Origin of the sequence: Micromonospora sp. NPDC047738 (assembly GCF_040642675.1) — a bacterium.
GTDB lineage: Bacteria > Actinomycetota > Actinomycetes > Mycobacteriales > Micromonosporaceae > Micromonospora.
Genome location: NZ_JBEYSO010000043.1, coordinates 21,744 through 45,046 on the forward strand (window position 1 = coordinate 21,744; position 23,303 = coordinate 45,046).

The 23,303-nt window shown below is 68.5% G+C and carries 20 protein-coding genes and 3 pseudogenes; 14 read left to right on the plus strand and 9 right to left on the minus strand.

Annotated features, from left to right (window positions below; all coding sequences use genetic code 11):
• Positions 1 to 21 precede the first annotated feature (21 nt).
• From ABZ783_RS34250 to ABZ783_RS34290, 9 genes are all read left to right on the plus strand, one after another.
• Positions 22 to 906 carry a hypothetical protein gene (locus tag ABZ783_RS34250; protein ID WP_357446228.1) on the plus strand — a complete coding sequence of 295 codons (885 nt, stop codon included), beginning with the start codon at positions 22 to 24 and terminating at the stop codon, positions 904 to 906.
• Positions 903 to 2,018 (plus strand): DUF4314 domain-containing protein, encoded by a 1,116-nt coding sequence (locus ABZ783_RS34255; RefSeq protein ID WP_357446231.1) that lies wholly within the window; start codon positions 903 to 905, stop codon positions 2,016 to 2,018. Before ABZ783_RS34250 ends, ABZ783_RS34255 begins: the two co-directional genes overlap by 4 nt.
• Entirely contained in the window at positions 2,011 to 2,313 is a 303-nt protein-coding gene (locus ABZ783_RS34260; RefSeq protein ID WP_357446234.1) for a hypothetical protein, read from the plus strand. Before ABZ783_RS34255 ends, ABZ783_RS34260 begins: the two co-directional genes overlap by 8 nt.
• A gap of 272 nt (positions 2,314 to 2,585) precedes the next feature.
• A complete protein-coding gene (locus ABZ783_RS34265) occupies positions 2,586 to 3,722 on the plus strand; it encodes an AAA family ATPase (protein WP_357446237.1) in 1,137 nt (378 codons plus the stop codon).
• A gap of 13 nt (positions 3,723 to 3,735) precedes the next feature.
• Positions 3,736 to 5,334, plus strand: coding sequence for a VWA domain-containing protein (locus tag ABZ783_RS34270; RefSeq protein WP_357446240.1), 1,599 nt, complete (start codon positions 3,736 to 3,738; stop codon positions 5,332 to 5,334).
• A 195-nt stretch (positions 5,335 to 5,529) separates the two neighbouring features.
• The gene (locus ABZ783_RS34275) at positions 5,530 to 6,531 is read left to right on the plus strand and encodes a DUF4192 domain-containing protein (RefSeq protein WP_357446243.1); all 1,002 of its coding nucleotides are present in this window, start codon (positions 5,530 to 5,532) and stop codon (positions 6,529 to 6,531) included.
• A 117-nt stretch (positions 6,532 to 6,648) separates the two neighbouring features.
• Positions 6,649 to 7,176 carry a hypothetical protein gene (locus ABZ783_RS34280; protein ID WP_357446246.1) on the plus strand — a complete coding sequence of 176 codons (528 nt, stop codon included), beginning with the start codon at positions 6,649 to 6,651 and terminating at the stop codon, positions 7,174 to 7,176.
• 911 nt (positions 7,177 to 8,087) lie between these two features.
• Positions 8,088 to 9,356: a helix-turn-helix domain-containing protein gene (locus tag ABZ783_RS34285; RefSeq protein ID WP_357446249.1), complete on the plus strand. Its 1,269-nt coding sequence runs from the start codon at positions 8,088 to 8,090 to the stop codon at positions 9,354 to 9,356.
• A gap of 9 nt (positions 9,357 to 9,365) precedes the next feature.
• Entirely contained in the window at positions 9,366 to 10,547 is a 1,182-nt protein-coding gene (locus ABZ783_RS34290) for a hypothetical protein (RefSeq protein WP_357446252.1), read from the plus strand.
• 388 nt (positions 10,548 to 10,935) lie between these two features.
• Here ABZ783_RS34290 and ABZ783_RS34295 read toward each other — a convergent pair whose 3' ends face one another.
• On the minus strand, positions 10,936 to 11,661 hold the full coding sequence (locus ABZ783_RS34295) for a hypothetical protein (protein ID WP_357446255.1): 726 nt from the start codon (positions 11,659 to 11,661) through the stop codon (positions 10,936 to 10,938).
• Positions 11,662 to 12,351: 690 nt separating this feature from the next.
• Here ABZ783_RS34295 and ABZ783_RS34300 point away from each other — a divergent pair.
• A pseudogene (locus ABZ783_RS34300) lies at positions 12,352 to 12,693 on the plus strand (IS21 family transposase); the annotation flags it as partial.
• Here ABZ783_RS34300 and ABZ783_RS34305 read toward each other — a convergent pair.
• Complete coding sequence (locus tag ABZ783_RS34305) at positions 12,693 to 13,643, minus strand: hypothetical protein (RefSeq protein ID WP_357446288.1); 951 nt, start codon at positions 13,641 to 13,643, stop codon at positions 12,693 to 12,695. The pseudogene ABZ783_RS34300 and the gene ABZ783_RS34305 sit on opposite strands and share 1 nt — an antisense overlap.
• A gap of 265 nt (positions 13,644 to 13,908) precedes the next feature.
• Positions 13,909 to 14,334: a DUF4259 domain-containing protein gene (locus ABZ783_RS34310; protein ID WP_357446258.1), complete on the minus strand. Its 426-nt coding sequence runs from the start codon at positions 14,332 to 14,334 to the stop codon at positions 13,909 to 13,911.
• Between the two features lie 353 nt (positions 14,335 to 14,687).
• Here ABZ783_RS34310 and ABZ783_RS34315 point away from each other — a divergent pair, with 353 nt between their 5' ends.
• Entirely contained in the window at positions 14,688 to 15,434 is a 747-nt protein-coding gene (locus ABZ783_RS34315; RefSeq protein WP_357446261.1) for a hypothetical protein, read from the plus strand.
• A gap of 176 nt (positions 15,435 to 15,610) precedes the next feature.
• Here ABZ783_RS34315 and ABZ783_RS34320 read toward each other — a convergent pair whose 3' ends face one another.
• Positions 15,611 to 16,039 (minus strand): hypothetical protein, encoded by a 429-nt coding sequence (locus ABZ783_RS34320; RefSeq protein WP_357446264.1) that lies wholly within the window; start codon positions 16,037 to 16,039, stop codon positions 15,611 to 15,613.
• A gap of 50 nt (positions 16,040 to 16,089) precedes the next feature.
• Positions 16,090 to 16,800, minus strand: coding sequence for a tyrosine-type recombinase/integrase (locus tag ABZ783_RS34325; protein WP_357446267.1), 711 nt, complete (start codon positions 16,798 to 16,800; stop codon positions 16,090 to 16,092).
• A gap of 143 nt (positions 16,801 to 16,943) precedes the next feature.
• On the opposite strand from ABZ783_RS34325, the gene ABZ783_RS34330 reads away from it, so the two are divergent.
• Complete coding sequence (locus tag ABZ783_RS34330; RefSeq protein WP_357446270.1) at positions 16,944 to 17,579, plus strand: hypothetical protein; 636 nt, start codon at positions 16,944 to 16,946, stop codon at positions 17,577 to 17,579.
• Between the two features lie 145 nt (positions 17,580 to 17,724).
• On the plus strand, positions 17,725 to 18,012 hold the full coding sequence (locus ABZ783_RS34335; protein WP_357446273.1) for a hypothetical protein: 288 nt from the start codon (positions 17,725 to 17,727) through the stop codon (positions 18,010 to 18,012).
• Positions 18,013 to 18,567: 555 nt separating this feature from the next.
• Here the strand turns inward: ABZ783_RS34335 and ABZ783_RS34340 are convergent.
• Together ABZ783_RS34340 and ABZ783_RS34345 are read right to left on the minus strand one after the other, a co-directional pair.
• Positions 18,568 to 19,446, minus strand: coding sequence for a hypothetical protein (locus ABZ783_RS34340; protein WP_357446276.1), 879 nt, complete (start codon positions 19,444 to 19,446; stop codon positions 18,568 to 18,570).
• Entirely contained in the window at positions 19,446 to 21,224 is a 1,779-nt protein-coding gene (locus ABZ783_RS34345) for a hypothetical protein (RefSeq protein ID WP_357446279.1), read from the minus strand. The genes ABZ783_RS34340 and ABZ783_RS34345 overlap by 1 nt, the downstream gene beginning before the upstream one ends.
• Before the next feature lie 566 nt (positions 21,225 to 21,790).
• Here ABZ783_RS34345 and ABZ783_RS34350 point away from each other — a divergent pair.
• Positions 21,791 to 22,156: a hypothetical protein gene (locus ABZ783_RS34350; RefSeq protein WP_357446282.1), complete on the plus strand. Its 366-nt coding sequence runs from the start codon at positions 21,791 to 21,793 to the stop codon at positions 22,154 to 22,156.
• A 460-nt stretch (positions 22,157 to 22,616) separates the two neighbouring features.
• On the opposite strand, the pseudogene ABZ783_RS34355 reads toward ABZ783_RS34350, so the two are convergent.
• Positions 22,617 to 22,850, minus strand: a pseudogene (locus ABZ783_RS34355) (hypothetical protein); the annotation flags it as partial.
• A gap of 14 nt (positions 22,851 to 22,864) precedes the next feature.
• Positions 22,865 to 23,150 (minus strand): annotated as a pseudogene (locus ABZ783_RS34360) (IS5/IS1182 family transposase); the annotation flags it as partial.
• Between the last annotated feature and the right edge of the window lie 153 nt (positions 23,151 to 23,303).

Consider the following 23,303-nt stretch of genomic DNA (forward strand, 5'->3'; position numbering starts at 1 on the left):
CCCTTCCGAGAGGACATCACCGTGACCGACACGGACCACATCAGCAGCAGGAAACAACCGGGGACCCGGCCCGAGGACCACACGGACTGGGTCGCCCTGGGCCGCCGGCTGCAGAACATCCAGAACACCCTGGTCCACCACGACGAGACCCCGCGCTACGGCGACGACTACTACGCCGAGGCGCTGCGCCGGCTGCTGAGCGACTCCCGCTCCGGTTGGATCAGCACCGCGGAGCACCAGTGGCTGCTCGACCTGCACACCCACGTGGACCGGCGCAACGCGCAGGAGGCGAACCGGCGGGCCCGCGAGGCCCGCGCCCGCTACGCCACCGCCTCCCGCAAGATCCGCGCCGAGCTGGCCGGGTGGCTGCGCCGGGTCACCAATGAGCGGACCGTGGCGGGCCGCTACCGCCGTGAGGGGGTGCTGCTCGCCGCCGACTGGCTCGACCCGGCCACCTCCGCATCCCCCTACGCCAGTCTCCAAACCAGCGCCGTTTCCCGTAGCCCCCAGCAGGCGGCCGTTTCGCCGGTCGGCTCGGACGTGCTGCTGGCGTTGCGTAACGCGGGTGAGCGTGAGGGGATGCTCGCCGTGGGCTGGTGGCAGCAGCACGCCCTCGAGGGACGCGGCGCGTCCGAGCAGGCGCAGACCGCCCGAACGGTCCTGGGCGGTATCGACAGCAGCGACGACGGCGTCCTGGCGGCGTTGCCCCGCTTCGACGTCGCCGGCTACGACGCCGACCGCTACCAGGCCCACGCGCCGGCCGGCGCCCCCGGCTGGTCGGAGCTGCTCGACCACGATCAGGCGCTGGTGGTCGACGCGGTGCGGGACGGGTTCACCGACGCCGTCCGCGACGGTGTCGCCGCCCGCTGCCACGCCGTCCTGACGGCGCGGGCGGTGACCCGATGACCTACCAGCCTGGCGAGCGGGTGGCGCTTGAGCACACCAGCGACCCGCACACTCTTCTGCGTCCGGGTGACGAGGGCACGGTGCGCCACTACAACCCGGATCAGCAGGTCCTCGAGGTGAACTGGGACAGCGGTTCCCGCCTGTCGATGCTTCTCGAGGCCGGCGACCGCGTCCGGCGGATCCCCGCCGACAAGACCGGCGACCCCGGCTGGGAGCAGGTGCTCGACGGCTTGCGGATCGCTGGCGCGGCGGCTGGCCGGGACGCAGCCGTGTGGTGGGCGCAGAACGTCATCGGCGGGAGGGCCACCGGCGATGGCCGCGAGGTCGCGCGGCAGGTGCTGGCCGGCATCGACGACGTGGACCCGCCCGTCATCGACGGGCTGCCAGCCGCCGACCGGTACATCCTCGCCGAGGACCGCCACCGGTATGCCGAGCACGCCCCGCAGGGTGCTCCGACGTGGGAGGACCTGACAGCCCGCCAGCGCGACCAGACGCGGTGGGCGTGGTGCGACGGATTCGACAACGCCGCCGAAGCCGAGGTGGCCCGGCAGTGCCGGATCGTGCTGCACCCGCACGGCGACGACCGCGACATCAGCCACCTCGCTCCCGACCGGGTGCGCCCCGGCGGGCCAGGCGTCTTCGGCGGAGACTGGGCGTGGGCGCCGAACGGCGACGGGCAGATGCGGATCCCGGTCGGGTTCGTCGGCACCCTGGTGGACACGTGGAACGGGTGGGCGGTGTTCACCTGCACCCGGCAGGTAGCCGAGGCGATCGTCGCCGAGCAGCGCGATGCCCGCGACCGCTACCGGCAACAGCTCGCAGCTGAGGGCATCAGCGGGCAGCGGCAGGACCGGATGGTCGACGAGGCTATGGCGCGGCTGTGGTTCGACGGCGACGTCATCGTCGCCGACGAAACCCGCGTGCACGACGACCCGGACGCCACCGAACGGATCAGCCCCAACTCCGACGGCCGGTACGTCGTGATGGGCCGGGCCTGGACCTGGCTGCCGGTGCACCCGTACGACTGCGACCGCATCGCAGGCGACATCCCCGACCCGCCCTCCCCCGCCAGCACTCCAGCTACGGCGACGAAGGGAGCAGCTGATGCCTGACGACCTGACTGACGAGTTCGGCGAGTACACCCACGAGGAAATCCTGCAAGCCCTCGTCCTGAGGCTGCTGACCAGCGCCGACCTGGACGAGCTGTGCGACGACGTCGACCTGCCGCAGCTCACCCACGACGACGGGCTGCCGGTGGCGATCACGTCGGCGCGCACGTACCGGGACGCCGGGGTCCTGACTCTGGACCGCGGGGTGTGGCTGGAGCTGTCCGACGGCAGCGTGTTCGGCCTGACCATCGGCATTTCCCGACGCCCCCGCGGCGAGGTCACCCTCCGCCGCAGGTAACCGCACTGACGCACCCGTTGCCGGATCGACTTGATCAATCCCGGTGCGGGTGTGTTCCTTGTCGTCGCCCACCACCCGGTGGCGGCGGCATCACCGAGCCGCAGCCCTTCTGGGCTGCCTGCTGAGCACCTCACGGAGCTTGCCGGCCGTCCCTGCCAACGGGGCCCGGCCCGTCAACCGCCCCGTCTCCACCGCGCGGACACCGCACCCGCTTGCCCGCACACCCGGAGACGGGGGTGCGCGGGCCCAATCCCAGATCACAGGAGGCCTGCATGGACCCTGCAACCCCAACCCCAACCCCGATCGCCGGCGGCGCCCCTCCGCCGCCAGACCCGGGTGATGGCCGCCGGCCCGGCTACCTCTACCGGCAGGTGGCCGCTCATCTGGCCGCGCACCCCGACCGGGTGTTCAAGGTCGGGGAGCTGACCACGGCGATCGCCGCCCGCTCCACCGGCGCCGTGTTCGAAGCCCTGAAGAAGATGGCGGCCGCCGGGTACGCCGCGCACCAGACGGGCCCGCACCGGTTTCAGATCACCCAGGCCGGGATCGACGCGGCCGGGGCGATGCCACCGCCCGCCCCGCGCACACCCCGCAGTGGCCGCGGGGCAGGTCGGCGGCAGCCCGTCTCTCGCCCCAACGGTGACCTGTACTTCCCGCGCAAGCTCGCGGGCGCCACCGACGTGGACGTGCTGCGCAGGCTGCGGGAGAAGCGTATCCCCGTGCTGCTCTACGGGCCGCCGGGCACGGGCAAGACCGCGCTCGTCGAAGCCGCGTTCCCGGACCTGCTCACCATCGCCGGCACGGGCGACACGGTGGTGGAGGACTTCCTCGGCAACTTCATCCCGCTGCCCGACGGCGGGTTCGAGTTCGTCTACGGGCCCCTCGTCACCGCCATGCGCCAAGGGCGGGCGCTGCTGGTCGACGACGCCACCCTCATCCCCCCGAAAGTCCTCGCCGTGCTCTACCCGGCCATGGACGGCCGGCGGGTCATCACCATCCCCGGCTACCGCAACGAACGCGTCGAAGCCGTCGATGGGTTCTACGTCATCGCCGGCCACAACCCCGGCGTGCACGGCGCCATCCTCACCGAGGCCCTCGCCTCCCGGTTCGACGTGCACATCGAGGTCACCACCGACTGGGACCTCGCCCGCCACCTCGGCGTCCCCAACCCCGCCGTCCAAGCCGCCATCGCCCTCAACGGCGACCTCGCCGCCGGGCGCGTCGGCTGGGCGCCGCAACTGCGGGAGCTGCTCGGCTTCGCCCGCGTCCGCAAAACCCTCGGCCTGCCCGCAGCCGTGGCGAACCTCGCCGGCCGCGCCCCCACCGACGACCGCGAGCAGGTCCTCGCCGCGCTGCGGCAGCAGTTCGGCACCGACATCACCGCGCTGACCCTCGGCAAACAGCGCTGACAAGGAGAACCTGATGCCTCACCCTCACAGTCACCTGCAGACCGGCCCGGCCGCGACCACGGCGGGTGACCCGGACTGGCAGGTATGGAGCGACGCCTGGACCCGGCACATCCCGACCCTGACCGGCCGCACCGACCTGACCGTCACCGTCGCCCCCGGCGCCGGTGGCGGCGCCCCTGCCTGCTGCTACCCGGACGCCGGCCGCATCGAGGTCGACGCCACCTACATCGGCGCCCCCGACATCGCCAACCCCCGCCGCCCAGGCCACAAACGCCTCGTCCCGACCGCGTACGGGCTGCTGGTGCACGAAGCCGCCCACGCCGCCCACAGCCTGTGGCGCACCCCGCCCGGCACCCCCGCTGTTGTCGCCGCAGTCGCGGAGCTGCTGGAGGAGTCCCGCATCGAGTACCGGCAGCGCAGCCGCCGGCGCGGTGACCGCAGGTGGCTGCGGCACACCGTCACCACCCTGATCAGCCCCGACGACGGCGCTGTCGACGACCTCTGGCACGCCGCACACCTTGCAGGTCTTCTGCTGGCGCGGGTCGACGCCCGCATCCTCACCGCCAAAGACACCAAAGGAATCCGAGCCGCCATCACCACCGTCCTCGGGCGCAAGCGGCTGCTGCAGCTGCGTGACCTGTGGCGGCAGGCCCACACCACCGACGACAGCGACGCCGACACCATGATCGACCTGGCGTGGCGGTGGTGCCGGATCCTCGACATCAACCCGCACCGCCAACCCCACACACCCGCCCCGGACAGGGGCGTGTTCGCCGGCCTGCTCGCCCAAGCGCTCACCGACTACCTCGCCCACACCACCGGCCTCACCCCCGCGCAATACCGCGACCAGCAGCTCACCGCCCGGTTCTCCGCACCGGCCAGGTGGACCCGCCGCGACCCCACCCACACCGAACACGCCGCCGCACGTCACCTCGCCGCCCAGCTGCGCCGCGCCCGCACCCACCAGCCCGAACCCGACACCCGCCCCAGCCAGGCTCCGCCGGGACGACTGCGCACCCGCCACGCCATCACCGCCCACGCGCAGATCGCCGCCGGCACCCTGCCCACCGCCACACCATGGGCGCGACGCACGCAGCTGCCGCCACCGAAACCAACCCTGCACCTGGGCGTCATCGTCGACGCCTCCTACTCCATGCACCCCTACGCGGCGCCGATGTCGTCGGCCGGATGGATCCTCGCCCACGCCGCCGGCAGCAACCAGGCGGTCACCGCCACCATCGCCTTCGGCAACAGACCGACCCTGCTCGTGCCGCCCCGGCGACGACCCAGCCAGGTGCTGGAACTCGCCGCCGCAGGCGGCAGCAGGGCCTTCACCGACGCGGTGAAACTCGCCGACCAGCTCCTACAGCTGCGCCAGCCCGGCCGGCTGCGAATGCTCGCCGTCGTCTCCGACGGCGACCTGCCCGACACCGGTCCCGCCCAACGCCTCATCACCGCACTGCACCAGGCGGGCTGCCCGGTGCTGTGGCTACGCCCCGCCGACCTGCCGGGGCACACGTTCACCCACACCACCACCATCGAGGTCGCCGACCCGGTGCAGGCGATCGGGCACATCGCCGACGCCGCCGTCACCGCCCTCGAGCACGCCTAACTGCTCAGGCCCCCTGCGCTCGCCGAGCCCCTCGCGGTCCACCAGATGACTGGCCCGCACGGCGGTGAGCGGCAACCGACTGAGAAACCCACCCCACCGTTATCGGCCGCATGCCCGGCCACTTCGCGCATTCCAGCCCGGGCACGGCCGATCAGCCGTGCCCGGGCCCTCATCTCGGAAACAACAGGAGACATCGTGAGCGACCCGAACATCCCCCGGCTACCGATCACCTCACCCGGCGACCTGCTCACCGCCGTGCCCTACCTGCTCGGCTTCAATCCCATCGACAGCATTGTGATCATCGGCCTCACCGGCACCCGCGTCGTCGTAGCCAGCCGCACCGACCTCCCCCACCCCGGCGGCGTCGCCGCCTGGGCCGACGAATACACCCCGACACAGATCCGCATGCTCGCCAACGTGGCGGCCACCCGCGCCATCGCCGTCGGCTACGGGCCTACCACCACCGTCACCGCGGTTATGGACACTGTCATCCCGCGGCTGACCGCCGCCGGCATCGACATCTTCGACGCCCTGCGAGTCACCGATGGCCGCTACTTCTCCTACACCTGCCAGGACCCCGCCTGCTGCCCCATCGATGGGGTGCCGTTCGACCCGCGCCGCAGCGACATCACGATGCACGCCATTGTCGCCGGCTGCCACGCCCTGCCCGACCGGGCCGCGCTCGTCGCCAGCGTCGCGCCCACCACCGGGCCTGCCCGAGTCGCCGTCACCCGCGCCACCGCTCACGCCAGATCCCGCCGCCGCGCCCTGATCACCCAGGCCGGGCGTGACGGGCTGATCCGCGCCGGCGACGACGCCGTCCGGGATGCGTTCGCCCGCTACGCCGCCGAGCACACCCTCACCGACGACGAACTGGCCTGGCTCACCGTCCTGCTCCCCGTCCCGGCGATCCGCGACGCCGCCTGGCGGGCCACCGACGACAAGCCCTGGCAGGCCGCCATGTGGGCCGACATCACCCGACGCGCCCACCCGCCCCTCGCAGCCCCACCGGCCAGCCTGCTCGCCTTCGCCGCTTGGCGCCGCGGCGAGGGCGCGCTCGCCTGCGTCGCCATCGACCGCGCTCTGGCCGCCCACCCCGGCTACACCCTCGCGCAGCTCATCGACCGGGCGCTGCGTGCCGGGTTGCCCCCGTCCGTGCTCGACGGCTGGCCCCACCCCGAACAGCCCACTGCCTGACCGCCTGCCCCGCGCATCCATCCCGACGCGCCGGGCGTCGCCCTGACCAGCACGACCGCACCCGCCGTCTGACACAGGCGGCGGGTGCGCCCCCAACTACGCCATAGAGGAACCCGAATGACCGAACCCACGGCGGCCAGCCAGGCACCACCGATGCTCGAATCCGTCCTGCGCCACGCCTGGGACGCCTTCCATCCCGGCCAGCCCGCCCCACTCGGATGGCTCACCCACACCACCACCCAAATCCGGGCCTACTTGGACGAGCACCACACCGCCCCGCAGACGCAGCCGCCGACCGTGCCCGCGGAATCGCTGCCGCAGCTGCGCAGCCGGGTGTTGCACGCGCTACGCGACGCGGTCATCTCGCATGACATCGACGTCGACGCCGCCAACCAGGTCCTGGACGCCGTAGACCTGCCGCTGCTGCCGCGCCGCTGGCAGGTCCGCCTCACCTTGACCGTGGTCACCGAGGTGACGTCCACCTGCCGTGAGGACGCCTTCGACACCGCCGAAACCGCCGTCGAGACCGCCCTCACCGGCGCCGAACTCGAGGCCCGTATCGAGTGGGACGGCCGCGAACGCGACAACGCCGACCCCGGAGAGCTCGACGTCACGGCAGCCGAATACCCAGGCCTCGACCAGTGACGAGCACAGCCGTTCCTCGCATTGGCGTCCGCATCGCCGTGGCGACGCCACCCGGTCGACGGGCGGGCGGCTGCGGTCAAGACAGCCCGCCGGCGGCTGCCTCCTTACCGATCCGGCGCCCGGCCGCCTCTCGCTGGTGACAGCTGATCCCAGAAGCCGGTCGGCGACTTGATCTAGGCGCAAAGTCGAGCGTCACTCGTGCCGGCCGCCACCCCGGCGTACCCGACAGCGCACATCCCCACAGCGCTGGCCGGGGTGGCGGCCACCAGGCCAACACTGCCCGCGAAGGGACTACCGATGAACCAGCCGCACCGCCACCGCATACCCCCCACCGTCACCGACGTGCCGCTGTGGCTGCTCGCCACCGATGTCGCATCCGCTCACCTCCCCCACGCCCACCGTCCCGACCGCTGCGCCAACCTGCGCTGCGCCGGCCAGCCGTACCCGTGCCCGCCGGCACGCGACGCCCACCGCGCCTACCAAGCGGCGACCCGCCCCCGACCATTCGCACGAGGTCGGGCGCAAGTCACTACCCCGGCCACTGCCGCGCGGTACACCGACTGGTTCCGGCCCACACGACCGCTGGCACCCCCACACCGGCTACTGCCCACACCGAGAGCCGCCTGACGGCCTGGCCACCACTGCGGTGACGTCAGGCGGGACACCGCCTCATCGCCGAACCCGCCACACGTCGCTGGCAGCAGCGTTTCCGCCTAACCGTCGTAGGGCCTGTCGATGCCTCAACGCCGCCACCAAGCGCGGCTGCCAGGCCGCCGCAGAGCCGAGCAGGGGAACTGCTGCTCGGCCCGCTATGCCGCAGCTGCGACCGCAGCCCATGAGCCGCACGCACGCTCCGGGTTGCGGGCTCCGCCCTCTGAACCACCGACAAACATCGGAGAATCCGCCCCGCCATGAGTATTGAAGCTGTCTCCTGGGCGCTCAGCTACGCCCCCGACGTCCCACCACAGTGCCTCGCCGTGCTCATCGGCCTGGCCAATCACGCCGACGCCGCCGGTCGCGCCGCCTTCCCCTCCCAGGAACGCCTCGCCCACTACGCCCGCAAGACCGTGCGATCCGTACGCCGCGACTTGGACGAGCTGGAACGCCTCGGCCTCATCCGCCGCGGCGACCAGCGACACACAGCGTTCCTGCCCGCGGACCGCCGGCCCGTCGTCTGGGACCTCGCGACGCACCGCCGCCGCCCGCTGCCGGCAAGCCTCGACCCGTACGCCGAACCGCACCCCGGCCGCCCCACCGACGTCCACGAACCTGTGGATAACCGGCACGAACCTGTGGATAACCGGGAGGACGTCCACGTCCCCCCGGTTATCCACCGGCCGGACGCACACGTCCAGACGGCCGGACGTACACGTCCGAACGACCGGACGCACACGTCCGACGAACCGTCCTTAACCATCCATAACCAAAAACGCGCGCGCCCGCGAGGCGGCATCGCCGCACCGGCCGACGTCCGGAGCCGGCAGTGTCCCCAGCACCGCGGATCGCCGGCGCACAACTGTGGGCCCTGTCGGGCGGAGCGTCTCGGGCGTGGGGCCAACGACGGCCCGTCGCGCGACCAGCGCGCCACGGTTGACGAGCTGCGGCCGGCCGCTGCTCCGAGCGCCGCACCGTATGACCGCCGACGCCCAGCAGGCCCGCGCACCAAGGTGGTGGATCGGCCCGCTGCCTCGCCGGCCCTACATCGGAGGCACCGTGATCATGATGTCGGCGACGGCCTCACCCGCCGTGGTGCGAGGAAGGTCGCCACACTCTGCCCTGCCGCCGCCCACGCTGCAAAGGAGCCCCTGTTCCTGCATGTTGAGGCACTTCATCGTGCATGTGTCGTCGGAGCGGACCGGCTGCTGCCAGCCCATCCAGGCACCGGTCGTACGTCGACCGCCGTCGCAGCAACAGCCGTTCACGGATCGCCGCTCAATTCGCCACTGCACCGAGCGGGGCGACCGCTCCAGCTCATCGCTGACCCATCGACACGGGGTCAGAAGCGGCACCCACGGCCGGTGGGCCGGGGCCCACAGGGGGCAGTCCCTATGGGCCCTTCCGTACCGGATCAACTGGGGCGGGCTGACTTCCCGGTGAGCGCTGGTGGAGCAGGCCCCGCACATCGTGGCACGGCGCCGCTGACCAGGTTCACCACGCTGCGTCGGTGGGTGCTGGCATGATGCCTGGCTGTGGACTGCTCGCGCTTCGCTGACCAGTTCGGCCCGCCGCCGCAAAGCCCGCCGGTTCCCATCGACTGGGCGGTGGTGGAGTCGTGGCTCGGTCTGCGGCTGCCCGCCGACTACAAGGCAATCGCCTCGGCGTACGAGCCGCTAGACATCGGCGAGTACATCTGGCTGCACGTCCCCTGCGCCCAGGCGGAACGGTTCGACTACGGCACCTGGATACGCCAGCAGCACCGGTGGGCCCGGATCTCCTCCCGGCTGGTCCCGCCGCACGAGCCGCCCGCGTTCCACCCGGCCGCCCGCGGCCTACTCGCCTGGGGCGAGACCCGACGATCAGACCTGCTGTTCTGGAACACCGCCGCCTCCGACAACCCGGATGAATGGCCCGTGGTGACATTCCACGCGGACGCCGTGCACGCTGGCGTCAACCCATGGCGCGACTTCGGCACGCCGCTGTTGGACACACTGACCGCACTGGTACACACCGGCCTGGACCTGCCCGGCGGTGGCAGCCTGGGCCCGCTGCCGGCGAGTGCACGCCGGACCGCCTTCCTGCCCGACGCGCACGCCTGGGCTCCGCCAGCACCTGTACCGCGCCTGGTGCCTGAGCAGGTGCAACGCGAGGCCCTCACCGCAGGCAGCGGGCTGGACACATTGCGCCTCCTCGTGCCCCCACCCGACACGCCCTGCCTCGGCGACGGCAGCTGGGACGACCTGTTCGCCGAACTCGGCACCTCCCTGCCGACCGAATACGTCGCCCTCATGGACCTCTACGGCGCCGGCATCTGGTCGAACTGGCTGACGTTCCCCGCACCGCTGCGCCCAGGCGCAACCCTCGCCGCCTACGCCCGCGAGCGGCTCGGGTGGTATCGGGACCTGCGAGACCAGTTCCCCGAATACCACCCGCTGCCCATCTGGCCGGAACCCGGCGGGTTCCTGCCGTTCGCGAGCTCCATCGACGGCGACAGCCTCGGCTGGCTGACCGACGGCGAGCCCGACCGTTGGCCGCTCATCGTCGAACCCCGCCACCATGAACAGGGCCCGCCACTGGCGGGCACACTCACCGACCTCCTGCTCAGCTGGCTGCGGGGCCAGCCAGCCGCCCGCGAGTTCCCCCGCCTGGATCCGCTCGACGATCCGCTGGAGTTCATCGACTTCCAACCACGGACCGACACCGCGTACTGGTGAAGTGCCCGCCAACGGTCACGTCCGCGCAGACCCGAGTCCTCAGCGACCGAACCGAACTCGGGAATTCGCGCGCCGTGACGGGAATATTCGCCATGGAGCCGGCTCGGGTAAGCATCCGAATCTTGCCGCTGATCGGGCGTTCAAGGCGCGGCACGGCGACTCTGCCCGATGAGTGAAGCCGCGCCACTGTCGGCGTGCAAGAACGATGGAGCATCGGCCGGTCGGGCAGCTCCCGCGGGGGCTCAAGGTCGGTGGCCCGTCGGAGGTGTCCGCCAGCCGGGAGGCGGTGACGTTGTCGCGGCACGTCACCGGCCTCTGCGGTCGGGTTCTATCCCGCGCCTTGAAGCGACGCTGCTGCTGGCCTGTTCTGACCCGGCGCCAGGTTCCCCTACTCAGAGGCTGCTCCGGCTTGCCGGCGGCGCAGCGTGCGGATCCACCCCTGGGCAGTGTGCCGCGGCACGTCGTAGTGGTCGGCGACGGCATTCACACTCCCGGCCTGCTGGTAGACCGCTTCGAGATCGGCCGGTGAGCGCCGGTACACCCGCCCCTCGCCCCCGGAGGCCGCACCTTCGGAGGTCCGCTTCGTGGCCTTCCCTGCCGTACGCGTGGCCTTGGCGCCCGCCGCGGTCTTCCCCTTGCCCCCTCGGCTTCGGGTCGCGCCAGCGCCCGACGCCCGGCTGGCCTTCTTCACCTCGCTTGCCGTGGTCGCCGGTGACACCTGCTTGGGCACCACGACGTCAACCGCGTCAGCTTCCATCGTGCTACTCGCAGCCGGCTCATCGGCAACCGTTGTAGGGGCGGTGGACTGGACCGCCGTCGACTCGGCGGCGGGCTCCCCGTCGTCAACGGACATACCGCCGGCTGCGGGCACCTCGTCGGATACGGCAGCGGGCGGCGTCGTTATCGCCTGCGGCCCGCTGGCGGCGGGCGCGATCGCCTTCAAGAGCAGGTCCAGATCGACCGCGGGGATCCGGCCTGCGGTCAGCCCGTCCCCCTGCCCTGCGCGTACCACCAGTTCGGTGATGCGCGAGATGGTGTCGCTGACCTCGACCTTCAGGGTTGTGGTCGCTCGACTGGCATCGTCTGCGGCGATTGTGATGGTGTAGGAACTCATCGAGACATGGCCTCCAATGTGGATATGGTTGTCGCCTCACGTAAGACGTCCGGCAATGGGACAGAAACTGCACCTGTTCACTGGTCGGTGTTGGTGAAGAAGATACCGCAGGCCCCTGAGCTGATATTTCAACCCATCACCCATCCAGGTCGGTCGCTGAAGCGGTCTTGCCCCGGTGTTCCGGATCCTGTTCGCGACGGCGGTTGCGGCATCGTGGTGCAGCCGCTTGACGGCGCTTTGTCCTTGTCACGGATCTGCCGCAGACAATGCGCGGGTCGGCGCCAATCGCCGCTCGGTAAGCACCAGCGCTGACTACGTTCGGTAGCCGAGAGCAGCGACAGTCGGCCCGTGGTGGGGCCAGTTGGCCGTCCCGGTGGAGCCCATCTCGTCCGTCATGGCCAGACACAAGGCCGCGATCCCGGCCCGGCTCTGCCGGTTGATCAACGAGTCTGCCTGGCGATCGGACGGTTCCACGCGCCGCTCGCGCCGCGCCTCGAGGCAGTGCCAGCGGACACGGCATGCTCCGGGTAGGCGGACAGTTTGCTCCGGGCTGGCGGACATGAGATTTCCGTGCCTGCGGTCACGTGCTCTTCCGGAATCGCCTGACTTTCGTCGATGAACATAGAGATCCCCTCGGTCGGGGTTGGCTGCTGACTGCTGATCAAGTGCCGATCCGATCCGAGGGGATCCGTGACCAAGTCTGACAGGGAGATCGTGGAGATTTTGGAGGCGTTCGACCTGACCCGCTGTGCGCATTCGGCTGCGCGGCTGGTCGGGGTCGACGAGAAGACCGTCGCGCGGTATGTGCAGCTGCGTGAGGAAGGTCGGGACCCGTTGGTGCGGGTCCGCCGGCCGAAGGCGGTTGACGTGTTCATGCCGAAGATCGAGGAGTTGGTGGAGGCGTCGCAGGGCCGTATCCGCGCCGATGTGGTGCATGCCCGCCTTCTTGCCATGGGGTTTACCGGCACCGACCGCACGACCCGACGGGCGGTGGCGCAGGCGAAGGCGGCGTGGCGGGCCGGGCATCGGCGTTACGCCGACTCGGTGGTCCAGTCCGGTGCGATCGTGGCCGCGTGTCGCGCCCAAGCCATCGTTCCGCCGGGCAGCGGCCAGGCTCTGGTACGGCCTTCGGTACGTGCGATGTCTTCGAGGTCAGCGGCGATGCGGCGGGTCATATTGGTGAGATGCGCCTTTGCTATCTGGTCGTCCTGCTCGGCAAGCGCCTGTAAATGGCCCAGGCGGCCTTGGTACTCCCGAATCGGCCGGCGCTGGACGGATGAGATCCACGACGGATCGGCTGCGGGAGCGAGTACGAGCACGTCGGGCACGACATTTTCGGCCAGGGCCGCGGTGATCCGGTCGTGACCGTCGAGCACGAGGAGCGTTTGCAGCCCGCTCACCCACCACAGCAACACCGGTGGGAGGATACCCTCGCGATATTGACGACGGCAGGAACGTACCCGGCCGGCGTCCACCGCCGATAGCCGGCGCAGCGGTAGCACGTCCCGCTGGTCCTCGTCCGGATCGCCGTAACCGAACCATGTGATGTGACCCTGGTCAGGGTCAACCACGCGCAGACGCTGCCAGTGCGTGGTGACAGCCCACCTCGGCATGCCCCAGGCCAACATCCAGCGGCCGGCGTGCAACGGCCCGTCGACCGCGGCCTGCAGCCAACTCGTGAACTGGTGTGTCCACCGCGCTGCCCACGCATCCTCGTCCTCGCTGCTCGCACGCAGGTGCCGGGCCTGCGCGGCCGTGATCGGCGGTATCGGCGAGCGGTATCGGCCAGTTCGTGCGTAGTACACACCCTGATGCATCGCCCGCTGCCGGCCCAGCAACACAACCCGGTCGTCCTGACGCAGCAGCAGCCGCCGACCACCGGCAACCTCGACGCGCAAGCGCGGTCGGACCGGTACCTCCACCTCAACGACAAGCCCCGCCCAACGGCCACCGACCGACGCGGGCAATCGGGAGGGCGTCACGCCGTCATGGTAAAGCCACGCGCCAGGCTGGACGATCAAGAATCCACCGACGCCACCAGCAAGACCCCTGACGACCGGCGAACGAGCCCGCGACACCAGCCGACGAACGACCTAATCAATGGGGCAGTTGAGACCGGCGGCCAACCGACGTCGAGTCACGCTGCGTAACGCGCGCATCGCGGCAGATCCGGACGCCGGGCCGTTGACGTCGGGGTAGCAGCCGTCGGCCGGGTTGGGATGCAGGGGCCGGCAGCTGGCTTGGCAGTCACCCGGCCACCCTAGAAGGCCCCTGGAGCGCGTCGATGTTCGCCTGCACTCGGACCCGCCAGTCATCGTCGTACACCGTGTCGGCCCACAGGTTGCTGAGTTCTGACTCTTGACCCATGACACGCAGCAAAGCCGCGACAGCTACCTCGACGAGATCGTCCAGCTTAGTGGGAACCTTCACGTCCAAGCCGCAACACTGTAGCGTCTCGTTGTCGCCTCTTCGTCCGGCGGCAACGATCGCGGCCGCCGCAACTGCTGCCTCCGCCTCGTCCTTCTCGAGATACTCGTGCTCGTCGAAGCCGGCGACGGTCGTCAGCGTTAACCTCAGAAGATCACGCACGGCCTCACCGTCGAGGTCGCGCAACTCGTCACAGAGATCCAGCGCTCCGTCGTTCTCGAACGGTCCGGTACCCGAGGCGCCCATCCGCCACCCCTCTGCTCGCTGCCAGCGAAGTTTGATCCCATGATCGACATAGGCAATCCTGGCCGCCAATCGAACGACCCGGTCGTTTGCTGGCGAAGGCCAGTGCCCGGATCGCGGCCAGATGAGTGCGGCCTTGGGAGCGCATTACCGCAGCCGGCTCGCGTCCGGGTGATAGTCCCGGCGCGCCGTCCACCATCAGCACGTTGCCTCCTCCGTTGGCGACGTGTCTGATTCCTTCCGGAGCCAACGTCATCCACCTCGCTCACCTACCCAAACACCCGGCCATCGACCGTTGGCCGCCGCAACCCACCACGGGTCAACGCAGCGGATGCGTCCGCCCGTATCCTGCTGCGGTGCTCCTCACCTCGACCGCAAACCGCCCTCGTCGGCGTCTGCACGCAGAGTCAGAATCTCTCAAGGTGATTGCGGGATTCCTGGCCACGCTGCTGCTCGCCGGCTGCGGGCTCATCGCTCGCCCCCACCTCGCCGCCACGCTGCGGTTCGAGTTCGCGGCCACCACCGGGGACGGGTACATGAACCAAGTGCTCACGATCTACAACGACAGCACTCAAATGCTCGCCCCGACGCTGCGGTTCACGGCGCTCGACGCCACCCGAAGCCCGCTACCGGCCGTAAAGGTCACCACTGTCTACGGCAGCGACCAGGGCAACCTGGTCGTCCCACCGGGCGGTGGCGTCGACGTGCTGATCTTCACAGGCGAGGGAGCCCAATTCGCCGAGGACGTGGTCGTGACCGCGCTCACCACGGAGACGATCGAGGCCCCAGCCGTCCATGTCGAGCCCGTTGTCACCCCGGTGGACGAATCCGGCCGCGTGCTCGACCGCAACAGCCGGTTCACCGCCGTGTCGCTGCGCAATGACGACAGCGAACAAATGAGCGTCCGGCTGGTCTACATCATCTGGACCGTTCCCGAGGGAGACCAGCGCCAGCAGGCCGCTCAGGTCGTACCGGTCGGTGACCTGATAGTCGTACCGCCCAAGCAGACCACTCTGGTGGCGGTGACGGGCGAGGCGCGGACCGCCATGGCGGGCGCTGCAGGGCGCTTCCCGACAAGCATCAAGGCGTACCTCTCCCGATAGCCCGCATGTCGCTTCAACAGTCCCGGACCGGCCGAAGAAAATCGGCTACGTCAATACGTAGGCGCCTATCGTGCCGTCTGCCGGCTGCACTCCAGGACGCGCGGTCTGCGGCTACGTGCACCTGATCTTGGTCCGACGCGCGGCCATCGGCCAACTGTGCGCTCCTCGCCGGTGCTTCAGCAGATCCGGCAGTAGAGCGAACTCTTCGTTCGCGCTGCGTTCGCTGCCAAAGCAGCGACCTCACCAACGAGTTCATGGGCCAAGTCGTCGTCGATGGCTTCGCCTTCCTCGGACCGCAAGTCGATCCACCGCTCGGCGGTCCTGCCCAGCGTCTCGCCGCCGGCGTCGGCCAACGCCTTCGTGAGATCGGGAGGGACGAGTAGGACCAAAGGTCTGTCGTCGCCGCTGACCACGTCCGGCCCCCCGCCGGCGATGAGTTCATCGAGGTCCCGATCCATTAGGAGGCTCTCCCACTCCTCAAGCGTCGACCAGACGTCAAAGTTGCCGTAGGTGGCCGACTCGAAGCCTGGTCCAGGGCCGCTTTCCACGACGCTGGCCGCGGCCGCATTGTCGGGAGCGACGAAGAACTTGATGATCGAACTCACGGGCGGATTATGCTACCCGCCCCGGCTGCCCCGTATTACAAACCCTGTCCTCATGCACGCTCATCGGCAAATCCGCTCGTTGTGCTCGCTACGTCCCGCGAGGCCATGTAGGCGGCGAGAATGTAGTTGGGATGCCGGTCGAGGTTCTTGCGGGCGCGGTCGTAGCGCATGGTCGTACGCGGGTCGGCGTGACGGGCCGCGATCTGCACGTCGCGTAGGCTCACGCCGGCGTCGAGCATGGTGGTGACGAAGGTGGGGCGCAGCATGTGCGGGTGCATCCTCGGCATCCGGATTCCGGCGCTGGCAGCGAGATGCTTGAGCCGGCGGGTCGCGGCGTGCCGGTCCATCCGCGCGCCCAGAGTGTTGCGCAGGATCGGACCATCGAGGCCCTGGCCACCGCTGGTGGCAGCGGGACGAGGACGACCTTGCCGCACTTGCCGCGCACTCGCAGGACGCGGTGCCCGTGTTCCTTGCCGATGTCGCGGATGGTGGCGCCGCAGGCTTCGGCCGAGCAGGGCGATCAGGGCGAAGTCGTTTGGGTTGCTCGACTGCCGTGCGGTGGTGATCAGGGCTTCGAACTGGAGGTGGCCAAGGCCGAGGGTGGGGGATTCGGGTGGTACTACCGGTCGGCGGACGTAGTCGGCCGGTGAGTGCGGCAGGATGGAATCGATGACGCACACGCGGTAGAGGCCGATCACCACCGATAGGCGGCGGGAGACGGTCGAGCGCTGGGATCGGCGCACGTCCTGGAGCCAGCGCACGTATCGCTCGATGTCCGCGCGTGTGGTCGGCAGTGGCTACAGCTCCTGGCCGGTGCACCAGGTCAGGAAGACACGCAGGTCGGACTCGTGATGGGGCGGGCCGGGCCCAACTCGGCAAGCATCACGAAAAGGAGCCGCGGGAAATGTCTGACCGGCCAGCTGCGATCCAGCTCGCACAAGACGGCGATGACCTGCTCTACGCGCCAGGCATACGTGAGTTCATCGAGCCGTCACTGGGAGCCGACCGCGTCACGGCCTACGAGACGCTGATGGTGATGGCCCTCCTCTGGCCCGCGCTGCGCGCGTTCGGCGCCGCGAGGTGGGACCGCTACGGCAGTGACCAGCTGAAGGCGCTGATCGAGCTGAGACGTCACCGTGAAGGCATGCCGGTGGACGACTTGAGCTACGTCCTTGATCTCGACGATGTCGAGTCGTTGCTGGATGAGTTGGTGCGCCTGGGGCGCCTGACCCGTTCGACCGGGCCGACGGGCGACCAGACACGCTGCCTCCGGATCACCGAACGGGCTGAGCGGATCGTGGACGAGTACCTGGAGCGGATGGCCGACCAGCAGGCACTGCTGTTCGACTCGGTCGCCCCCGACCGGCTGGCCCTGCTTCGCCACGTCTGCCTGCGCATGGATTCGAACGTCGAGGCCCGCTTCAAGCGCCAGATGCGGGAGGTGTCCGGGGGGCCTCGCTCGACGGGGACGTCCGCCGGTTTGAATACGAAGTGGACCTGCTCTACGACCCCGCCGTGCGCGAGTTTCTGGGGCCGTTGAGCCCCGGTCGGATCCTCAACTACGAGACCGCAGTGGCCCTACGCGCGGCGGTGTTCTCGTTGAAGGATTTCGCTGGAGGCCCGCGCATGGACCGGGGGACGATGCAGCTGCTGTTGCGGTTGCATCGGCATTCGGGGGCATGCCGGTGGCCGAGATGATCGCCGATCTCGACCGCGACGATTCGGTGCGGCTGCTGGACGAGGCCGAGCGCATGGGGGCGGTCACCCGTTCGCCGAGCCCGGCCGGCGACGGCATAGTTTTGGTCCGCCTCACCGCGGCGGTCGGACGACGGATGGATGAGTATCTGCGCGGCCTGACCGACGAGCTGGCATGGAGACTTGACGGCGTGGCTCCGGAGCAGCTGCCCGCGGTCCGCGACGCGTGCTGGCGGATCGCCATGAACCTACCCGGCTTGGTCAGCAGCCGTCAGTAGCCGGCACCGCGACGGAGCGATGGACTTTCCTGGATCTCATACGGGACGCCCGGTTGCTCCCGGCCGTCGGGAATGACGAGGCGCAAGACGTCGTCCCCCGGTTGTCACCGCGATGACACGATCTTCCCTCCGACCGGGCGGTGAGCAGCTTGTCCGTCCGCTTGTTCCTGCGGTCCTGCCTGTCCGCCCGTGTCCCCGCCTGGTACTGGCGGCGGTCGCCGGGTTGCGGCTACTGCGCCTCCGGCGGGGGCGCAACGACTCCAGGATGACCGGGGCTCGGTGCGCGCGTTGCGGTCCGTGGGTGGTTGCGGTAGGCCATCCCGCCCACCGTCGACCCGGGCAAGCCGAGCACACCACCGCCCGGCCCGCCAGCGTCCGTACGAGCTGCCAAGGTCCGCTTGACGTGGCGGGCCGGGCGGCGGCCCGCTCCCCAGGAGGGCGGGTCGGCGGCAGACGGGATGGCAAGAGCCGTCCTGTGAGTGTCAATCAGCGGAATCCTCAGCAAGCGCAGGAGGGGCAAACGGGGGATGGGTTCAGGCGATGCCAGATACCACGTTAGCTCGAAACAACGACAGTGACACCGATTGCACCGACCGGCTCCCCCTTCTCTGAACCTTGCACGGATTGCTCAATGAGAACTTTCGCCGCGCTGCCCGGAGAGGCGTCGTCGGGTACGTCGATTACAGCCTGGACCCCTCTGATCTCGCCGGCCTCGAGAGTGACCTCCATTGACCCAGTTACCGCCTGCCCGACCGATGGGTCGAATAGGCGCAAGGACCCTTCCGGGAAGAACAGGACCGGCTCGCTCGTCTCAAGTTGCCGCAACCTGATTTCGTACCGCTGGTCACCGAGGTCTGAGACGTCGAACGGAATCACCAAACGTTGGGCGGCTTGGACCGTATGGGCCAGCACATTCTGTTGCCCATAGTGGCGGTCCTTCACAGCGTTATACGTGCCAGGTGCCGGGTCGAGGGATGTGGTTACCTCCACAAAAAAACAGAAGTGGTCAGGAGTTGGAAGACCGAAGCGACCGAAGTATTCGGAAGGAGTAAAATCGATAGCAGTAGGAGATTCGGTCGGCCCCGTCTGGGCTCCGATGAGGAAGGTGGTTGATCCAACCACTCGGGGAGTCCATGCAGTAGCGGGGCTGTTGCAATAGAACCGGGCTGTCACGAGACAACTGAGAGCACCTAAGTTCCTAACCTTCACGGAGAGCTTAACCAGCGTGTCGGGGTCCAACGGATTCGCAGGATCGTACGGGTCGTGATCGATGAGAATGCTGGGGCATTCGTAGTAGACGACATTGGGGTCGGTCCAAGTTCTTGCCCCGTTATCCGACGGGGTGTAGGGGACCACAAGGAAGGGGGTGTCTGGGCGCTTCTTTTCGTCGTTAGCATCATGGCCATTCCTTTGCCTGGCCATACTGTCTCCCATCACGTTACGTCGAGATATTCGAGGATTTCGACTGGAACTGGGTTCTCCTGTATAGAGTGCCCAACTGGCACTCGCCAGCACTGATGTCCGAAGCCGCGGTCAGCATCGGCATTCAGGTTGATGTCTGATTCGCCTGGGTTCGCTCGGGGCTGATGTCGTAGCCATACTTCTGCCCCGAATTCACCGACGGTCGGCGCAGGCCCACCCGATGTTCCCTCTAACACGACAGCCGGCGTACTTGACGCTGGATACAGCGAGGGATCTTCAACTGGCTCCTCTATCCGAGAAGATGGCCGGAGAAGGTGCCAGCCGATTTCTGTCCCAGGTGCAGGTGTCACAGGGGTGGAGGGATATAGGCCTGGCTTGGCCGGCAGATGCGTAAATTGTGCTAGGGGATCCGTGAAGTCAAACTCATCGGGATAGAGGAGCCCGATTCGTTTGAAATGTTGGAGCAGGACCGATGCCGATTCGTACAGTTGAGTGTGGGCGTGGAAGGCATAGGCCGCAACTTTGCAGGCGTTGTCGGACTCCAGGAATCTTGTCAGCGCCTGACGGGATGACGAAGGGTTTTCGCCGGAGGAGTCATCGGCAATGAGGATGACAATGATGATCCCGACGATCGTCACGCAGAGAAGAACCAGAAGTAGGCCAAAGCACCCGTTGTCGCCGACCTTGCCCTCTGCGCCGACCACCGGCGGTTGTGGGTCTCCCAAACCGTCGGTGGGCGCACTAATTCCTTGTTGCGGATCCTGCAGAACGTCGGCCGCGTTCGGCTCGCCGCCGCCGCCTCCAATGGCACCCTCCATTGTCCTTTGAAGAAGCGCGGCATCGATGTCCGGCGGAATGGGCAGCCGCGGAAACGAGTCCAGCAGTTCCAGGTGGCGCAAAAGCTTTGCGTAACCGGCCTGAAGGTCAGGTGCAGCGGCCGGCCCACCGGCACCTGCGGGGAATGCACGATCAAGGGCCGTGAGGATTTGGGTCTCGATTACGTCAGGCAGCTTCGGGCTGGCGCCGTTCTCCAACACCAGCGCCTCTCGCAACTTAGAGAAGGACGGCCAAATCGTGGGATCCCCCGCCTTCGCCCGCAACCAGCCCCCCATTACGTACCGCGCGACTCGGTCGCGCATCCCATGTGAACGGCGCGGTCCACCGACCGTGGCCGTCAGGTAGCTGCTGCCTATGCAGTTGGATGCATAGCTCGTTGCGGCACCAAAGGAGAAGGCGAGAGCCGTGGGAGTGCCATCCCCGGCGGCCTCCACTTCCCGGACCAACGCGTCGGTGCGCCGGCTCAGAACGACATCCCGCCAGAGCCACGACTCGACGGGCTGATCCTCAGAAGCGCCATGAGGAGGGATATGGGAGTAGGGCGGCATAGCCCTCTTCTTGAGATCCTTGACCTGGTCGATCTTCTGAGACATAGATGCCTCGAGTGATCGCATGCTTTCGATCAGTTCCCGGTACCGCTCGAGGGAGGCGGTGGCTGGAGACTTCGCCATGCGCTCGAACTCGCTGCGGAACTTCGCCATTTGGGACATGGCGTCTGCAGCCAGGGCGTAGACAGAGGCGCCCTCCTCCAGCAGGTCGTGTTCCCGCTCGACTCCGTCCGACCGTTCGAGGAGATGATCGACGAGGGCACCGAGCAGCGCGCAACCGGGCTCCGCGTCGACAGCGGCCCTAGTCGCCGACCAGGCGTCACCGTACGGAGTAGATGGCGCGACGGAGTCTAGCGTCTGCCTGATCGCATTGAGGGAAAGTACGTGCGCGCAGTAATCAATCACCCTCTACCTCCTGCGCAGTCTGACATCCCGCCTTCGGCCCGGGAGGCGGCGTTGCCGGAAGGTCTGCGGCAACTAGCCTGAGTGTCAGTTACGGCATGGCTTCCCGGCGGCGGGTCGCATGGAGGGTCACCCGTTCGCGGAAGACGGGTTCTACAGGGCGGCGACGTGCTGACCCCGGTCGAGCTGACGATCGCCAGTCAGCAGCAAATCAGCGAACGTGCTACAGCCGCCATCCGCTGGTGAAGGACAGCAAAGCCCCTGACGCCAACACCAGTCGTCGGCAATGATCGGCAAGCATCAACTACACCGAGCTGCCTTTGCAACACAGGGCTAGGGGTTCGGTCCACGCGCCGCCGTGCCCGACCCGTGCACGATGGAGCGGTCAGCAGGGGTCAACAACGGCCTGTCGCATGAAATCACCGGTCCCTTCCGTGCTCGACAGCCAGGTGGGACGACCACTCACCACCGTGATCAATCCGATTCCAAGCTGACAGTGCAGGCTGGCTTCGCAGGGGGAGGCCAGCGGCCAATCGGCGGAGCAGGCGGGGCGCGTCTAGGGTGTCGCCGTGGACGATCACGACGTCGAGGCTCACGAGCATTCGGACCAGCACGAGGTGTTCCGGTCTTTGCCCTTCCCCTTCAGCGATGGCCGATTCCCTGGCAACCTCGGGGCGGTGGTCCAACGAACCGTGCTGGATGGTGTTGAGCCAGCGCGTGAGGTCATCCATACCGGCGACAACTCCTGGATCGTCGGCGACGGCGTGAACGACCCGAACCAACCCGGCGCCGTGGTCGTGACGTGTATCAACCATGTCGTTGAGCGGAACTCGTCGGTGGCGCAGTTGGCCAGCCTTCCGATCGGCCAGGTGGCCTACCGCGAGAACCCCGGCCAGCCATGGTTGATCGAGCCCCACTCATGGCACGAGGAATAACGGGGTCGCCAGGGAGGACCAGGCCCAGGCGCAAGGCGGATCAGACGGTAGCCAGGCCGTCGCCAGGTCGTCGGCCGTCAGAAGGTTGTCAAGCCCCGGGTTTGGTGGAGAGTGTCTCCATCAAACCCGGTGCGAGACAGTGGATCTGACCGCTGTATTCCAGGAGTGGCCGGGCCCCCTGAACCCCTCCGGCGGCATGTGGATCATCTTAGATCGGGCGGATCGGCGTCCTGACCTGGGCGAGGTCTCTCGTTGCCTTACAGCGGTTGACAGCCCTTGTCGGCGTCAGTTGTGCCCAGCTTGTGCCCGACGATCTCGCCAGTCCTTCGCTGGTCGTCGAGGTTCCGGCCTCAGCGGCGGGGACGCGCGCCGGCGGCGGTGCCATCCCGCTCGGCCGTGGCGGCTTTCATGCCCTGATTGAGGGATTCGGCATGACGAACTGGTCGCAACGGCTGAGCTGTCACTTGCGGTAGTAGAAGTCAGCGGCCTCACCAGCATGTGCCGGCGCGTTGATCTTCAAAGGCTTCCCATGATCACTCATCGTGGTGGTTATCGTCAGTTTCGGGCCGTCGCCCGGGGTCAGCTCCACCTTGATCGAGGTGACCCAGCCCTGGTCGTCGGTGGTGATCGTGAAGGGCGACATGGGTGTGCCGATCGAGACGATGCTCGGGGCGCCCACGGGGAGGAACGACTTACTTAGGGCGCGTCTCAGTTGGTGGCCTTGGTCAGCCTGCGGTAGCAGATGAGCAGGCAGCCGATGTCGGCGAACGCGAGGAAGCGGTCGTAGCGGCGGACCAGGCGGCGGTTGCGCAGGAGCCAGGACAGGCAGGACTCGACGATCCAGCGGTGGCGGCCGAGGCGCTGTGAGGACTCGATGCCTTTGCGGGCGATGCGTACCTAGGGCGCGCTGGTCATAGGCCTTGTCCGCGTGCAGCTTCGCTGGGCGGTGACGGGGTCGCCCGCGCGGGGAGCGGATCGGAGCGATCGAGTCCAGCAGGCGTGTGCTCATCTCCGCCGCGAACACCCACGACTCCCAACTCCTGCTACCCCTTAGGGCGCATCTCATTTGGTGAGGCGGCGGTAGCAGATCAGGGTGCTGGCGATGGTGGCGAAGGCTTCGAAGTGATCGCCCTTGCGGTCATAGCGG

Coding starts and splice junctions, on each gene's coding strand:
- ABZ783_RS34265 (WP_357446237.1), top strand. CDS start 2,586: ATGGACCCTGCAACCCCAACCCCAACCCCGATCGCCGGCGGCGCCCCT.
- ABZ783_RS34270 (WP_357446240.1), top strand. CDS start 3,736: ATGCCTCACCCTCACAGTCACCTGCAGACCGGCCCGGCCGCGACCACG.
- ABZ783_RS34295 (WP_357446255.1), bottom strand. CDS start 11,661: ATGAGTTCCTACACCATCACAATCGCCGCAGACGATGCCAGTCGAGCG.
- ABZ783_RS34330 (WP_357446270.1), top strand. CDS start 16,944: ATGTCTGACCGGCCAGCTGCGATCCAGCTCGCACAAGACGGCGATGAC.
- ABZ783_RS34255 (WP_357446231.1), top strand. CDS start 903: ATGACCTACCAGCCTGGCGAGCGGGTGGCGCTTGAGCACACCAGCGAC.
- ABZ783_RS34260 (WP_357446234.1), top strand. CDS start 2,011: ATGCCTGACGACCTGACTGACGAGTTCGGCGAGTACACCCACGAGGAA.
- ABZ783_RS34285 (WP_357446249.1), top strand. CDS start 8,088: ATGAGTATTGAAGCTGTCTCCTGGGCGCTCAGCTACGCCCCCGACGTC.
- ABZ783_RS34280 (WP_357446246.1), top strand. CDS start 6,649: ATGACCGAACCCACGGCGGCCAGCCAGGCACCACCGATGCTCGAATCC.
- ABZ783_RS34340 (WP_357446276.1), bottom strand. CDS start 19,446: ATGGGAGACAGTATGGCCAGGCAAAGGAATGGCCATGATGCTAACGAC.
- ABZ783_RS34310 (WP_357446258.1), bottom strand. CDS start 14,334: ATGGGCGCCTCGGGTACCGGACCGTTCGAGAACGACGGAGCGCTGGAT.